General features: G+C 60.1%; 14 protein-coding genes, 1 tRNA gene and 1 other RNA gene. 14 read left to right on the top strand and 2 right to left on the bottom strand.

Features of this window, described 5'->3' with window-relative positions; genetic code table 11:
* Positions 1 to 116: 116 nt before the first annotated feature.
* The 6 genes from EKH79_RS05950 to EKH79_RS05925 all read left to right on the top strand — a co-directional run bounded on the left by EKH79_RS05950 (position 117) and on the right by EKH79_RS05925 (position 6,866).
* The gene (locus EKH79_RS05950; RefSeq protein WP_126672847.1) at positions 117 to 2,432 is read left to right on the top strand and encodes a DNA internalization-related competence protein ComEC/Rec2; all 2,316 of its coding nucleotides are present in this window, start codon (positions 117 to 119) and stop codon (positions 2,430 to 2,432) included.
* 105 nt (positions 2,433 to 2,537) lie between these two features.
* The gene (locus EKH79_RS05945; RefSeq protein ID WP_126673077.1) at positions 2,538 to 3,188 is read left to right on the top strand and encodes a MotA/TolQ/ExbB proton channel family protein; all 651 of its coding nucleotides are present in this window, start codon (positions 2,538 to 2,540) and stop codon (positions 3,186 to 3,188) included.
* 3 nt (positions 3,189 to 3,191) lie between these two features.
* Positions 3,192 to 3,623, top strand: coding sequence for an ExbD/TolR family protein (locus EKH79_RS05940; RefSeq protein WP_126672846.1), 432 nt, complete (start codon positions 3,192 to 3,194; stop codon positions 3,621 to 3,623).
* Entirely contained in the window at positions 3,620 to 5,410 is a 1,791-nt protein-coding gene (msbA, locus tag EKH79_RS05935) for a lipid A export permease/ATP-binding protein MsbA (protein ID WP_126672845.1), read from the top strand. Before EKH79_RS05940 ends, msbA begins: the two co-directional genes overlap by 4 nt.
* A gap of 3 nt (positions 5,411 to 5,413) precedes the next feature.
* Positions 5,414 to 6,394, top strand: coding sequence for a tetraacyldisaccharide 4'-kinase (gene lpxK, locus EKH79_RS05930; protein WP_126672844.1), 981 nt, complete (start codon positions 5,414 to 5,416; stop codon positions 6,392 to 6,394).
* A 73-nt stretch (positions 6,395 to 6,467) separates the two neighbouring features.
* Entirely contained in the window at positions 6,468 to 6,866 is a 399-nt protein-coding gene (locus tag EKH79_RS05925; RefSeq protein ID WP_126672843.1) for a DUF6165 family protein, read from the top strand.
* A gap of 14 nt (positions 6,867 to 6,880) precedes the next feature.
* Here the strand turns inward: EKH79_RS05925 and EKH79_RS05920 are convergent, their stop codons facing one another.
* Entirely contained in the window at positions 6,881 to 7,912 is a 1,032-nt protein-coding gene (locus EKH79_RS05920; RefSeq protein WP_126672842.1) for a glycosyltransferase family 9 protein, read from the bottom strand.
* Positions 7,913 to 7,958: 46 nt separating this feature from the next.
* Here EKH79_RS05920 and EKH79_RS05915 point away from each other — a divergent pair, with 46 nt between their 5' ends.
* The 8 genes from EKH79_RS05915 (at position 7,959) to EKH79_RS05880 (ending at position 13,166) form a co-directional block, all read left to right on the top strand.
* Positions 7,959 to 8,684, top strand: a complete 726-nt coding sequence (locus EKH79_RS05915) for a 3-deoxy-D-manno-octulosonic acid kinase (protein WP_126672841.1) — start codon at positions 7,959 to 7,961, stop codon at positions 8,682 to 8,684.
* On the top strand, positions 8,681 to 9,439 hold the full coding sequence (locus EKH79_RS05910; protein WP_126672840.1) for an MBL fold metallo-hydrolase: 759 nt from the start codon (positions 8,681 to 8,683) through the stop codon (positions 9,437 to 9,439). Before EKH79_RS05915 ends, EKH79_RS05910 begins: the two co-directional genes overlap by 4 nt.
* Positions 9,440 to 9,526: 87 nt before the next feature.
* A tRNA-Ser gene (locus EKH79_RS05905) sits at positions 9,527 to 9,619 on the top strand.
* A 297-nt stretch (positions 9,620 to 9,916) separates the two neighbouring features.
* An RNA gene (ffs, locus tag EKH79_RS05900) (signal recognition particle sRNA small type) lies at positions 9,917 to 10,013 on the top strand.
* A 91-nt stretch (positions 10,014 to 10,104) separates the two neighbouring features.
* Positions 10,105 to 11,766, top strand: a complete 1,662-nt coding sequence (dnaX, locus tag EKH79_RS05895; RefSeq protein WP_126672839.1) for a DNA polymerase III subunit gamma/tau — start codon at positions 10,105 to 10,107, stop codon at positions 11,764 to 11,766.
* Positions 11,767 to 11,784: 18 nt separating this feature from the next.
* The gene (locus tag EKH79_RS05890; RefSeq protein ID WP_126672838.1) at positions 11,785 to 12,108 is read left to right on the top strand and encodes a YbaB/EbfC family nucleoid-associated protein; all 324 of its coding nucleotides are present in this window, start codon (positions 11,785 to 11,787) and stop codon (positions 12,106 to 12,108) included.
* A gap of 87 nt (positions 12,109 to 12,195) precedes the next feature.
* Positions 12,196 to 12,795 (top strand): recombination mediator RecR, encoded by a 600-nt coding sequence (gene recR / locus EKH79_RS05885; RefSeq protein WP_126672837.1) that lies wholly within the window; start codon positions 12,196 to 12,198, stop codon positions 12,793 to 12,795.
* 26 nt (positions 12,796 to 12,821) lie between these two features.
* On the top strand, positions 12,822 to 13,166 hold the full coding sequence (locus tag EKH79_RS05880) for a histidine triad nucleotide-binding protein (RefSeq protein ID WP_126672836.1): 345 nt from the start codon (positions 12,822 to 12,824) through the stop codon (positions 13,164 to 13,166).
* Positions 13,167 to 13,238: 72 nt separating this feature from the next.
* Here EKH79_RS05880 and EKH79_RS05875 read toward each other — a convergent pair whose 3' ends face one another.
* Entirely contained in the window at positions 13,239 to 13,814 is a 576-nt protein-coding gene (locus EKH79_RS05875; protein WP_126672835.1) for a Slp family lipoprotein, read from the bottom strand.
* Positions 13,815 to 13,849: the final 35 nt, after the last annotated feature.

Genomic DNA, 13,849 nt, shown 5'->3' with positions numbered 1-13,849 from the left:
GGCATAGCCCTAAGCCTTCGGAGCGTGCCCGGAGGCTTCGCTGCAGCACGTGGCCTACACGAAGTTATCCGACCTTGAATTAGTGTTGCCTGCTCAAAGAGTCAGGCGGCACGGATATGCTGCGATCAGGGAAGTGGCCGAGTGCTGTTTCAACCGCGATAGCGCTCATCGCGGGCATATTGTCCGTGCAATGGCTTCCGGTGTTACCGCCGTTATGGGCGATTTTGTTTTTTGCACCCTGTGCGCTTGGATTGATCTGGCGTGCGCCGTCGTGGCGTTGGTTCGCCATAGCTTTGCTGGGTTTTGCCTGGGCCGCATGGCGCGGCAGCGCTGGCATGGAAGCGCGTTTGCCACGTGTGTGGGAGGGCCAGGATTTCGTCGCCCTCGGCCAGGTTGTCAGTCTTCCGGAAACCAAGGCCGATGCCACAAGCTTTCTCTTCCGGATCGAGGAAGCAACGCTCGATGGAAAGACGATCTCATGGCGCGGTCTTGCGCACATTAGCTGGTACGACGCACGCGCTATCGAGCTAACACCCTGTTCACGCTGGCAACTCATAGTGCGTTTGCGACGGCCGCGTGGCCTGATCGATCCCGGTGGTGCGGATGGAGAGCGAAGTGCGCTTGCACATGGCATCGATGCCGTAGGTTATGTGCGCGATGACGCTGCGAATCGTCGTCTATCAAACGCATTTTTTTGCATTGACCAACTACGCGCTTACCTCGCTCACGGTATCCAGACACGCGTCTCCGATGCGCACGATGCCGCATTGCTAAGGGCCTTTACTGTCGGCGATACGGGCGGACTCAACGAAAACGACTGGGACGTCGCGCGCGCCAACGGTGTTTCGCACCTTATCGCCATCTCCGGATTCCACGTTGGCGTCGCCGCCTTGTTCGGTGTTTTGCTATGTGCGATGACGTACTGGCTCCGGCCGTCACTCGCATTGCGATGGCCCAAAGTCCAGGCGCAGGCGTTATCGGCACTGATCGTTGCTTTCGGCTACGCGGCGATTGCCGGATTCGGCATGCCCACGGTTCGCACGGTGTTGATGATTGCTGCTGTCGCACTCAGCAAGTGCAGCAGGCGCGCATTTAGCCCTGTTCACGCACTCGCATTGGCGTTGGTTGCGATACTCATCGTCGATCCCCTTGCCGTTCTGGAGGCGGGATTCTGGCTTTCTTTCGTAGGTGTCGGGTTTCTGGTGCTATGTCTTGAAACGCAAGGGCGTGGCGTTCGCGCATTCCTGCGCGATCTGACACTGGGACAACTGGTGATGACTGTTGCGTTGTTACCCCTCACACAATCGTTTTTCGGCGAAGCATCGTTGGTAGGCGCTTTATCCAACCTTCTGGCCGTGCCGATCGTGAGTTTCGTCATCGTGCCGTGTGCCTTGATGGGTGTGCTCTTGCTGCTGATCTGTCCGCCACTGGCCACACCCGTGCTCCAGCTCGCCGCATGGTTGACGCACATGCAGTGGTGGGTGCTTGAGAGAACTGCAACGTGGCCGGGTGCACATTGGTTTCTGCCTGAAGTAAAACTAGTCGCGCTGATACTGGCGATTGTTGGCGCGGCATGGTTGTTCATGCCACGTGGTGTGCTGCTGCGAGCTTTGGGCGTGCTGTTGTTTCTTCCCTTGATCTGGCCTGTGCGTCAGCAGCCGGATATCGGCGCCTTTCAGGCATGGATGCTCGATGTTGGACAGGGACTTTCGATGGTGGTGCGCACGCGTGATCACGTCCTTGTGTACGACACCGGTGCGCTCTATCCATCCGGATTCGACCTGGGTGAAGCCGTGGTCATCCCGTCGTTGCACGCGCTTGGAATGAACCGCGTGGACGTACTGATGATCAGTCACGGTGATAACGATCATGCTGGTGGTGCGCCCGCAGTTGCCAAAGCATTTCCTGCTGCAAAGCGTTACGCAGGCGAGCCGCAGCGCATGTCGATACCGATGGACCAGTGCTTGGCGGGTCAACACTGGGAATGGGACGGTGTGCATTTCGAGGTGTTGAGTCCCGCCACGTCTGCGGCGTCGACCGACAACGATCGCTCATGCGTTCTGCTCGTCACAGGTACCGGCGGCCGTTTGTTGCTGACCGGGGATATCGACAGCGACGCTGAATCGCGCATTGCCAGACAGTGGCAATCCGGGTTGCCGCTGGTATTGCAGGTGCCACATCACGGCAGCCGGACATCGTCGAGTTCGGATTTTATTGCGACAACAAGGCCGGAGCTGGCGGTCGTTTCCACCGGCTGGCTGAATCGTTTCGGGCACCCGCGGCCGGAGGTGCTGCAGCGCTACGCCAGCGCGGGTGTGCCGGTACTTAACACGGCGCTGGAAGGTGCCATTCAGATTGATTTTCCGGCACGCACCGCCACCTATACCGCTATACGCTGGCGGCAGCGGGAGCGGCGCTATTGGCGGGAATGAACTGCCACTGGCCGCACGGTATGTAACTACGACGCTGCTATGATGCCGACTTCAGGCACACGGCAAGTCCAGGAGTTGGGTGTGGGTGATTTGTTTCAGATTCTGATGGCCGGCGGCTGGGCGATGGCGCCCATTCTGATCTGTTCGGCGGTGGCCCTGGCGATCGTACTGGAGCGCTGCTGGACCCTACGTCGCAAATCCGTATTGCCGCCTGGTCTATCTCAGGAAGTGCGCGAATGGGCGCAATCCGATCAGCTCGATCCGGAGCACATCGAGAAGCTTTCCAACGGCTCGCCGCTGGGTGAGTTGCTTGCTGCCGCGCTCGCCGTGCGCAATCGTCCGCGCGAATTGATCAAGGAGCGCATCGAAGACACCGGCCGCCACGTGGTGCATCGCATGGAGCGCTATCTCAACACGCTCGGCACCATTGCCCTGATCGGCCCGTTGCTCGGTCTGTTCGGCACAGTGATTGGCCTAATTCGCATGTTCATGCAGGTGATGGTTGGCGGTATGGCCGATCCCACCAAGATGGCCGGCGGTATCGGCGAGGCGCTGATCTGTACGGCCGCCGGTCTTACTGTCGCGATTCCCGCCTACGTGCTGCACCGCTACTTCCGTTCGAAGGTCGCGGGTTATTGCGTGGATATGGAAAGGCAAGCCACGCTGCTGCTGGATGATCTGACCATGTCTGCAACACCTGCTGCGACGCCACGTCCGCGTCGCGCGCCGGTGGCTAGCGGGAAGGCGCAGGTCTGACGTATGCGTATCGGGAACGACCGTCGCAACGATGATTTCGAGATCAACGTGGTGTCGTTGATCGATGTGCTGCTGACGCTTTTGATGTTCTTTGTGCTCACGACGACGTTCGTGCAGCATTCGCGCCTGAAGGTGGAGTTGCCGCAGGCGAGCGCGGAAGATCGCGATATGCAGCCGCCCGCGGTTACCGTCATGGTGGATCGCGAAGGCCATTTCTACGTGGGTAGCGACGAAGTGATGGGTGAGGGCGTCGAGCCGTTGAAAGCGGCCATCGCCAGCGTGGCCGGTGACGACCGCAACCAGACCGTCACCATCCGCGCAGATGCGATGACAGCGCATCAGAACGTTGTCACCGCCATGGATGCGCTCGGTCAACTTGGCTTTACTCATCTCTCCATCGCCACGACGCCGACGCAGTCGGAAACGGGCAAATGAGCGAACGCAAAAAGAAGGTTGCCCTTTGGGACGCGGAAAGTCGGGGCGTCTACAAACGGCTGCTCAGCTACTCGGCGAAATACTGGCCGGTGCTACTGATTGCCATCATCGGTTTCGTAGTGGACGGTGGCGCGTTGGCGCTGTTCACTCAAAAACTGCAGCCGATCATGGACAGCCTTCTGACTAAGAAAGATCCGTATCTCATACGGTGGATGCCGATCTGGATCATCCTGATCTTTCTCGTTCGTGGCATTGCCATCTACGTTAGCAACTATGGGATGGGGTACGTCGGGCGCAATGTTGTGCAGACCATGCAACGCGATGTATTCGGTGCGTATCTACGCCTTCCGGTCACCTATTTCGGCAACGAACATTCCGGCCATCAGGTTTCGCGCATTACCTTTACCAGCGAGCAGATCGCGGGTGCCTCGACGGATGCGCTAAAAGTTGCTGTGACGGAAGGCGTGACGGTTATCGGCATGTTTGTCGTTATGGTTCATACCAGCCTCTATCTCACAACCGCGTTGCTGGTGCTGGTGCCCGCCATTGTGTTGATAACGACGGCAGTGAGCCGTCGTTATCGCGTGATCAGCCGGCGTATCCAGGGCATGATGGGTTCTGTGACGGGCACGGTTGAGGAAATGCTTGACGCACATCGCGAAGTGCGCATTTACGCGGGGCAAGAACAGGCGGCGCAGCGCTTTAGAGAGGTTTCGGGTCGCGCGCGCTATCTCAATATGAAGATTGTCGCGACGAGCGCTTTTTCTGGCTCGACAGTTCAGACCGTCGCCTCGTTTGCGTTGGCGGGCATGGTGTTTTTGGCGTCGCGTCCGGCGGTAATCGCGAGCATTTCACCCGGCGTTTTCATCGCCGTGCTTACCGCCATGGGCGGCATGCTGTCATCGCTCAAACGGTTGTCGAACGTACAGTCGACGATCCAGACGGGCATTTCGGCAGCGGAGAATCTGTTCGCGCTTATCGATACGCCGCCAGAAGTGGATCACGGTACGCATGTGCTGGAACGCACTCGCGGCGATCTGCATTTCGACAATGTTGGCTTGATTTATCCGCGTACGAATACCGAAGCGCTTGTTGCTGTCGATTTGCACTGTAAGTCAGGCAGCGTGACTGCCTTAGTGGGACGCTCGGGCAGTGGCAAGAGCAGCTTGGTAAGTCTATTGCCGCGTTTTAATGAGCCTAGTAGCGGCCGTGTGTTGCTCGATGGAGCCGATTACGAGACATATACGTTGCCTTCCCTGCGCAAGCAGATCTCATGGGTAGGGCAGCAAGTTGTATTGTTCGACGGTACCGTCGCTGAAAACATCGCATATGGCGAACTGGCTGCCGCCAGCGAACGAGAAATCATCGCCGCTGCCGAAGCGGCCAATGCGATGGAATTCATCGAGCGCTTGCCCAAAGGCATTCACAGTCAGATTGGCGAGGGCGGCAACATGCTCTCGGGTGGTCAGCGCCAGCGCATCGCCATCGCTAGAGCCATTCTGAAGAATGCGCCCATTCTTGTTCTTGATGAAGCGACCAGTGCACTCGACACCGAGTCGGAACGCCTGATCCAGCAGGCGCTACAGCGTTTGATGAAAGATCGAACCACGCTGGTCATCGCGCATCGTTTGTCGACCATTGAACACGCTGATCAGATTGCCGTGATGGATCATGGAAAGATCGTTGAGCGCGGCACGCATTCCGAGTTGATTGCGATCGGTGGGCACTACGCTGCCTTGCACCGTATGCAGTTTAACGAGCGTCCTGTCGCTATCGTCGCCGACTGATCTATGACCCTAGCCGAAGCGCTCCAAGCGGGCTGGTATGGCAAAGGGCGCCTGCCTTGGTGGTGTTATCCGCTTGCGGGTTTGTACGGTGCAGTGATCGCGGTTCGTCGCGCGCTATACCACTGGGGTTTGCTTCGTGCGGTACGGTTGCCGTGCCCTGTCATCGTGGTGGGAAATATCACCGCAGGTGGCACGGGCAAAACCCCTCTTACGTTGGCGTTGGTCGAAGGGCTTCGTGCGCGCGGTCATCGGCCGGGTGTTGTGAGTCGAGGCTACGGCGGTACGCAGCGCGAACCCATGCTGCTGGGCGATGCGCCGAATCCTTCCGAGGTCGGTGACGAACCTGCACTGATTCGCGCGTCCGGCGTGCCTGTGGCCGTCGGGCGCGATAGACCGGCCGCTGCGCAGCTATTGGTGAATAGTGGCTGCGATGTGCTAATCGCGGACGATGGCTTGCAGCATTATCGGCTCGCGCGCGATGTCGAAATTTGCGTCATCGATGGCGAACGTCGTTTCGGTAACGCACAACTATTACCTGCGGGGCCATTGCGCGAACCGCTAAGTCGCCTGGGTGTCGTTGATTTTCGAGTTTGCAATGGCGGCGATCCTCAAGCGGGCGAGGTGCTCATGCTGCTTCGCGGTGGAGTGGCGCGTGCGCTGGCCGATGGACACGAGCAAGCGATCACGAGCTTCTCAGGCACGCGTGTGCATGCCGTCGCTGCGATCGGTAATCCGCAGCGTTTTTTCGCGAGTCTTGAGGCGCAGGGTGTTCACGTGATCGCGCATCCATTCGACGATCATCACGCGTTCGTTCCCGAAGACTTCGCTTTCGGCGACGATTTGCCGGTGCTGATGACCGAAAAAGATGCGATCAAATGTCGCGGCTTCGCGAAGACGAACTGGTGGAGTGTGCCCGTCAAAGCGGAGCTTCCGGCCGCTTTTTACGACGAATTGAGCACGCGGATACGTTCAAAGACGCGATAAAGGCCTTCCGGCGGCGTTATCATAGGCGTTATTCCGGCCCGAGCCGGCTAAAGTCTTTCGTTACGAGGTTGTCATGAGCCTGATCCAGGTACCGGTGTCTTTCGGCGAGTTGATCGACAAGATCACGATTCTCGAGATCAAAGCGCGCCTTATCACCGATGAGTCGAAATTGGCCAACGTGCATAACGAGCTGAATTTGCTCAATGCGACATGGGCCAATCATCATGCTTCGCAAACGGACATCAGCAAGGAGCGCGCACGCCTGCTAGCCGTGAACGAAACCCTGTGGGACATCGAAGACCGCATTCGCCTGAAAGAAAAAGCACAGGAATTCGACAAGGAGTTCATCGAGCTTGCGCGCTCGGTGTATTTCGAGAACGACGAACGCGCGGCTGTGAAGCGCGAGATCAATGTGAAGCTGGGTTCGCAGTTGGTCGAAGAAAAGTCGTATCAGGATTACCGTCAGAAATAATCGCTAACGGATGTTCAAACGGCCGCAGCGGCCTCGAAGCGATCGATGACGTCGTTTACCTCGATCAGCTCCATCACACCGGGGCGTTCGATTTTGCTGCCCCAGGGGATTTCGCTCGCGGGTTTGCCCAGATATTTGCGCGACGCCGCGTCGTATTTGTCGACGCACCAGCGCCGGTCGGAATAGGGGCCGGAGCGGTTTGGATTGCTCGCCGCATGCAGTCCCAGCACCTTCAAGCCGACCGTGTTGGCCATGTGCATTGGCCCGGAATCTGGCGTCAGCAGCAATTGCGCGCGGCAGAACATCGCCATCAGTTTTTTGAGCGTGTCCTTGCCGGTCAGATCGAGCGGTTGGTGACGGCAGGCTGCCAGTACGGCATCCGCCATGATGCGCTCGTTGGCAGAAGGGCCGCCGATCAACACCACACGCCATTGACGCGAAGCCGCGTGATCCATCACAGCGGCGTAGCGCTCCGGTAGCCAGTTCCGCAGCGCGTGGCTGGAGGTTGGGCTTACCAACAACGTCGGTTGATCGCCGGGTAGCTGCTCCGCCGCCCAGACGTGCGCATCATCGGGAATGGGAATATCCCAACGCACACTGGTTTGTTTCAAGCCGAGCGGCTCGCAAAAGCTGCCGATGGCATCCAGGACGTGTTCGCCCGTGCGTGCGGGAATACGTTCGTTGATGACCAGCCCATGCAGATCCTTGGCCCGGGCATGATCGTAGCCAATGCGACGCTTCGCCTTGATACCCAGACTCAGCATGTTCGAACGCAGCGCGACCTGCATTTGCAGCAAGGCGTCGAATCGATGGCCGCGTAGCGCCGCATTGACCTCACGCATACCGGCCCAGCCTGCGCTTTTGTCGAAGGTCACGAATTCCACACCCGGCAGGTCGCCCACCAGCTTGCGTTCCAGTTTGCCGACGATCCAGGTCAGCGAAGCCTGCGGCCACGCTTGCTGCAACGTACGTATCAGCGGCACCACATGGGTGACGTCGCCGATGGCGGACGTTCGCAGAAGGCAGATGGATGCAGGATCAGACATGTAGAATCGCCGGGCAATGAACCGATAGGGAGCTACGGCAGCACCGATGCACGAGCAACTGCGCCAGGACACCGAAGGTGCGATTCTGTTCGACGCCACGGTGTCGCCACAAGTCGACGCCTCGTGGTTCGACCCCGACCACTGGCGCGAGCGTGGCGCATTGAGCGCCCAGGCCGGCGGCCGTGGCGGTGTTGCCCTGATCGATACCCCGGCCGGCGAGTGTGTGCTGCGCCATTACCGCCGTGGTGGCATGGTCGCCCGGTTGATGGGTGATCGTTACTTCTGGACCGGTGCGGACGAGACTCGCTGCTTTGCCGAATTCCGTTTGCTGCAAGCCGCCGCGCGGTGGGAGTTGCCGGTGCCGCAAGTGGTGGCCGCCCGCTATCAACGCGCCGGACTTTACTATCGCGGCGACCTGATCACGCGTCGTATTGCCAACACACACACGGTGGCCGAGTGCGTCGCGGCCGCGCGATTCGATGCGGAGCTGGCGCAGGAAGTGGGTGCGCTGGTGGCGCGCTTTCATCGCAAGGGTGTATGGCATGCGGACCTCAACGCGCACAACATTCTGGTTGCCGAGTCGGCGCTTTATCTGATCGACTTCGACCGGGGACAGATTCGTACACCCGCAGAAGGCTGGCGCATGGCCAATCTCCAGCGGTTGCGACGTTCCCTGTTCAAGCTTGGCGCGGCGGAAGAGGGCGAGGCGCCCTTCGATAAGAAGATTTGGACACCCCTCATGTACGGCTACGAGCGTACTCTCAGCGCATGAACTGGTATCTGCACTTTCTTGGAACAGGGGCCGCACATGCGGTGGAGCTTGGTTCGTCCTCGGCGGTGGTAGAGCGCGACAGCAAGCCACTGCTGCTGATCGATTGCGGCCCCGATACGCTCGACCGCTATATGGCCTCATACGGTGAACCGCCGCATGCGTTGTACATCACCCACACGCATATGGATCACGTGGGTGGTCTGGAGCGTTTGTTCACACGACTGTGGTTCAACGATGCGCTGCGTGGGCAAACGCGCGTGTTTACGCACGCAGCACTTGTTCCATGGTTGCAGACACGCATCGCCGATTATCCTGGCGTGCTGGCAGAAGGTGGTGTGAACTACTGGGAAGCGTTTCGCCTGGTGCCATGCTCGCGCGGTTTCTGGCTCGACGGTTTCTGGTTCGATGTGTTTCCAACGCGGCATCATCGTCCTGGTACGTCGTTTGGAATCGCCTTGCAGGGGAGTTTCGCTTTTACTGGCGATACGCGGCCGATCCCGGAAATGCTGTCGCAATACGCGGGCGGCAATGAAGTCATCGCGCACGATTGCGGACTGGTCGGCAATCCCTCGCATACCGGCATCGACGATATCGAGCGCGAGTACGACGCTGCGATGCGCAGGCGTCTGGTGCTCTATCACTACGGCAGCGCCGCCGATGGTTCTGCGCTGGGCGCACGCGGTTATCGCATCGCCGGAACGGGCCAGCGAGTGCCGATTATCGCACCGCCTCCGCCCCGGTCCGACGCAGGTTGAAGCCGTCTCTCTCTTGTCTGAGTCGAGGGCAACCGTTATCCTTCCGCTTCTTTGCCGCTGGATTGTCGGCAAACGAGTCGTGCGTGCGGAGAGATGTCCGAGTGGTTGAAGGAGCACGCCTGGAAAGTGTGTATACGGCTTATCCCCGTATCGAGGGTTCGAATCCCTCTCTCTCCGCCAGTTATTGAAAGAAGCGACGGCTTGGACGCTGGCGCAGCAGCAAGGGTTTAAGGATAAGAGAGAGGGTGAGAACCCTCGCGGTTCGACAAATTCGTCGGGAACGAATTTGGACAGCCGCAGGCTGGTCCCTCGCGATAGCGAGGGATGAGGTCCATGGATGGGCCGAACAATCCCTCTCTCTCCGCCAGTTATTGAACGAGGCGACGGCATGGACGCTGGCGCAGCAGTAGGAAATTGAAGGGTACGAGGAGGGAGGATCCCTCTCTGAACCAATATTCAGCACGTCTATGGTGGCCCCGTCGGTCCCCCCGCGACGATAGTTCGCAAACCCCGCCAGGTCCGGAAGGAAGCAACGGTAGCGAATGATTCGGGTGCCGGGGTGTGGCTGGCGGGGCCGCCGCCTTTTGCGGGTGCCGAAAAGGTTTGCATGACTTGCCTTGACCGACTTGGCACAATCGGGTTTCGCCCCCAACTGACCGTGACGCATGTCTTATCAGGTACTCGCGCGTAAGTGGCGCCCCCGCAAGTTCGCCGAACTCGTCGGACAGGAACACGTTGTACGCGCGCTGACCAATGCGCTCGACAGCGGGCGCATGCATCACGCCTATCTGTTCACCGGCACGCGCGGCGTGGGCAAGACGACCATCGCACGCATCTTCGCCAAGTCGCTCAACTGCGAACGCGGTGAATCGGCCGATCCCTGTGGCGAGTGCAGCGTCTGCACCGCGGTGGATGCCGGTCGGTTCGTGGATCTGCTGGAAATCGACGCTGCCAGTAACACGGGCGTGGACGATGTGCGCGAAGTGATCGAGAACGCGCAATACGCTCCGGCGCGCGGCCGCTTCAAGGTCTATCTGGTCGACGAAGTGCACATGCTCTCCAAGCCGGCTTTCAACGCGCTGCTGAAGACGCTGGAAGAGCCGCCGCCGCACGTGAAATTTCTTTTGGCGACGACGGACCCGCAAAAGCTGCCGGTGACTGTGCTTTCCCGCTGCCTGCGCTTCAATCTCAAGCGCTTGCTGCCGGATCAGATCGGCGGACAGATACGCCATATCCTTGGCGCCGAACACATCGAATACGAAGACGCGGCTATTGGCGAGCTTGCGCGAGCCGCCGACGGGTCGTTGCGCGATGGTTTGTCGCTGCTCGATCAGGCCATCGCTTACGGCGGTGGTTCGCTGAAAGCGGAAGATGTGAGGGCGATGCTCGGCAGCGTGGAGCGCGGCCAGGTGCTTGGCCTGCTCGCTGCACTGGCTGCTGGCGATGGTGAGGCCTTGATGGCCGAATGCACGCGCGTGGCGTCCTACTCGCCGGATTTCGGCAGTGTGCTCGACGATCTTGCGGCCGCACTGCATCGCATCCAGTTGATCCAGCTGGTGCCGGGTTATCGAACGGAAGCCAATGACGCGGACGACAGCACTCTGCTGAGCCTCGCCGAACGCATGGCGGCCGAAGACGTGCAGCTTTACTACCAGATTGCAACGACCGGCCGCCGCGATTTGTCGCTCGCGCCGGATGCGCGTACTGGTTTCGAAATGGCGTTGCTGCGCATGCTGGCGTTTCGTCCATCCGACGATGCAGCGCCCGCACCCAGCGGTGGACAGCGTTCCGCCGCTGCGCCGGTTCCGCGTCCGCCAGCTCCGTCGCCAAGCCATGCGGCAGCGCCGCCTGCCGCCGCGCGGCCTTCCGCCTCCGTACCTCCTTCTGTGCCGACGCAGGAGAAGCCAGCGGCTTCCACAGCGCCGGCCGCTCCCATGAGCGGCCCACTCGATTGGGAAGCACTGATCCAACGTGCCGACCTGCGTGGACCGCTCGGGCAGCTCGCGCAGAATTCGGCCTTGCATCATCGCGATGGCCACACGTTGGTACTCGCGCTGCAACCGACGTACATGCATCTGGCCGTCGAGCCGATGGTGAGCCAAATCGCCGACCGCATCAGCGCCGTGATGGGTGAAACCGTTCGGCTGCGTTTTGTGAGCGACAGCCAGGGCGTCGCCGAAACCCCCGCGGCGCGTGCTGCGAGTGCGCGCAGTGCGGCGCAATCGGCCGCCGAACAATCCATCGAAGGCGATCCGCTGGTGCAGGCACTAAAGCGCGAATTCGGTGCGCGTGTCGTGCCGCAATCCGTCAAACCTTTTGAATCCTGATATTCCGGAGTACACGCTATGAGAGGACAACTTGGCCAGCTGATGCAGCAGGCGCAGCGCATGCAGGAAGACATGAAGCGCGCGCAGGAAGAAATCGCCAAGCTGGAAGTGACCGGCAGCTCCGGCGGCGGTCTGGTGAGCGTGGTGATGAGCGGTGCGCATGAAGTCCGTCGCGTCCAGATTGATCGCAAGCTGTTTGCGGATGATCCGGAAATGGCCGAAGACCTCGTCGCCGCCGCGATCAACGATGCCGTGAACAAGGTAGCCGAGGCCAGCAAAGCCAGGCTGGGCAATGTGACGTCCGGCATGAGTCTGCCGCCCGGTTTCAAGATGCCGTTCTAAAGGGCGGCGTCGCCGATGAGCGGTTGGACCAAGCGCATCGTTCCGCCAAGCATCGTTGCGTCATTACAGGTTTTTTTTCGGTAGATCATGAGCGGCTCTCCACTCCTCAACGAATTGATCGAAGCGCTTCGTTGCCTTCCCGGCGTGGGTGGCAAGAGTGCGCAGCGCATGGCGTTCCATTTGCTGGAGCGCGAGCGTGAGCGCGGCTTGAAGCTGTCGAAGGTGCTTGAGCAGGCGATGCAGAAAATCGGTCATTGCTCGCGTTGCCGCAATTTCAGCGAGACGCCCGTTTGTGCGATCTGCGCAAGCTCCAGTCGCGATCGTCATGTGCTCTGCGTGGTCGAGTCGCCGACCGATCTCGCCGCCATTGAACAGGCCACCGGTTATCGTGGACAGTACTTCGTGCTGATGGGCCGGCTTTCGCCGTTGGATGGGCTGGGGCCGGAAGAGCTCGGACTGGGCTTGTTGAGCGAGCGCCTTGCCGAAGGCGATGTCGAGGAATTGATTCTCGCCACCAACCCCACCGTCGAAGGTGAAGCGACGGCGCACTATCTGGCACAACTTGCGCGCGCCGCAGGCATACGTCCAACGCGATTGGCGCACGGTGTGCCGCTGGGCGGCGAACTGGAGTACGTCGATCGAAGCACGCTGGCGCATGCATTTGGCAGTCGGCAATCGGTGGAATGACCGGCCTGTAACGGAAGGAGAGATCTATGGGCGACACTATTTTTGGAAAGATCATCCGCCGCGAGATTCCGGCCGATATCGTCTATGAAACCAATGACGTGCTGGCCTTTCGCGACCTGAATCCGCAGGCGCCGGTCCATGTGTTGTTTATTCCCAAGCGGGCGATTGCAACGTTGAACGACGCCACGGCAGCCGATGCGGAACTGATCGGCAAGCTAGTGCTTGCGGCTGCCGATTACGCCAAGCGCGAAGGGTTCGACAAGGACGGCTATCGCACGGTGATCAACTGCAATGAACATGGCGGCCAGACCGTTTTTCACCTGCATGTGCATTTGCTGGCGGGCCGCCGGATGACGTGGCCGCCGGGCTGAGTGGGTGCTCCACCTTTCACCCATAAAAAACGCCGGCAGATGCCGGCGTTTTTTATGCTTCATCCAGAACGATCAGCGGTGACGAACGATGATCACCGGGCCGCCCCAAAAACCGCCCCAATACGGGCCGCCCCAGTAAGGACCCCAATAGGGACCCCAGTACGGGTCGTACCAGCCCGGGCCATACGGATAACCGCCGCCGACCGGGCGCTTGGGCCACAGGTAGACCACGGTCGCATCCACACGCGGGTAGTTGTAGTCGTAATCACCCACCTTGCGGCTCATCGAGCCCTGGACGGTACCGGTGACGGTGATCTCGCGGCCGCGTGTAAACACTTCCGGATCGTAGAAGCCGGCGCGGCAGGCGACGAAACGGCCTTGGGTGTTGGCATCGCCGCCGTTGCGGATGGGGCGTGCCTGATCATCCAGCTGACGGCCCAGCACGTAGAAGCAGGTGGCTTGCTGACCCGGTTCGGTGCTGATGATTTCGCCACCCCAGCGCACCGTCTGGCCGCTGGCACTACCGGCCTGCGCATTCAGCGATGTAACAGGGGCGAAGGTGCCCTGCAGCGGCTGCGGCACCGTGGCGCACGCGGCCAACAGGGCAGAGGCCGCTGCGAGGCTAAGAAATCGAAATAGGGGAGACATGACTTTTTTCTCCATCGTGGGCGGTTGCATCCTAC

It is taken from the genome of Dyella dinghuensis, assembly GCF_003977615.1.
Lineage (GTDB): Bacteria > Pseudomonadota > Gammaproteobacteria > Xanthomonadales > Rhodanobacteraceae > Dyella_B > Dyella_B dinghuensis.
Note: the sequence above shows the minus strand (reverse complement) of the source record. Positions and strands in the feature narration are given on the sequence as shown.

Coding starts and splice junctions, on each gene's coding strand:
- EKH79_RS05950 (WP_126672847.1), top strand. CDS start 117: ATGCTGCGATCAGGGAAGTGGCCGAGTGCTGTTTCAACCGCGATAGCG.
- EKH79_RS05945 (WP_126673077.1), top strand. CDS start 2,538: ATGGCCGGCGGCTGGGCGATGGCGCCCATTCTGATCTGTTCGGCGGTG.
- EKH79_RS05940 (WP_126672846.1), top strand. CDS start 3,192: ATGCGTATCGGGAACGACCGTCGCAACGATGATTTCGAGATCAACGTG.
- msbA (WP_126672845.1), top strand. CDS start 3,620: ATGAGCGAACGCAAAAAGAAGGTTGCCCTTTGGGACGCGGAAAGTCGG.
- lpxK (WP_126672844.1), top strand. CDS start 5,414: ATGACCCTAGCCGAAGCGCTCCAAGCGGGCTGGTATGGCAAAGGGCGC.
- EKH79_RS05925 (WP_126672843.1), top strand. CDS start 6,468: ATGAGCCTGATCCAGGTACCGGTGTCTTTCGGCGAGTTGATCGACAAG.
- EKH79_RS05920 (WP_126672842.1), bottom strand. CDS start 7,912: ATGTCTGATCCTGCATCCATCTGCCTTCTGCGAACGTCCGCCATCGGC.
- EKH79_RS05915 (WP_126672841.1), top strand. CDS start 7,959: ATGCACGAGCAACTGCGCCAGGACACCGAAGGTGCGATTCTGTTCGAC.
- EKH79_RS05910 (WP_126672840.1), top strand. CDS start 8,681: ATGAACTGGTATCTGCACTTTCTTGGAACAGGGGCCGCACATGCGGTG.
- dnaX (WP_126672839.1), top strand. CDS start 10,105: ATGTCTTATCAGGTACTCGCGCGTAAGTGGCGCCCCCGCAAGTTCGCC.
- EKH79_RS05890 (WP_126672838.1), top strand. CDS start 11,785: ATGAGAGGACAACTTGGCCAGCTGATGCAGCAGGCGCAGCGCATGCAG.
- recR (WP_126672837.1), top strand. CDS start 12,196: ATGAGCGGCTCTCCACTCCTCAACGAATTGATCGAAGCGCTTCGTTGC.
- EKH79_RS05880 (WP_126672836.1), top strand. CDS start 12,822: ATGGGCGACACTATTTTTGGAAAGATCATCCGCCGCGAGATTCCGGCC.
- EKH79_RS05875 (WP_126672835.1), bottom strand. CDS start 13,814: ATGTCTCCCCTATTTCGATTTCTTAGCCTCGCAGCGGCCTCTGCCCTG.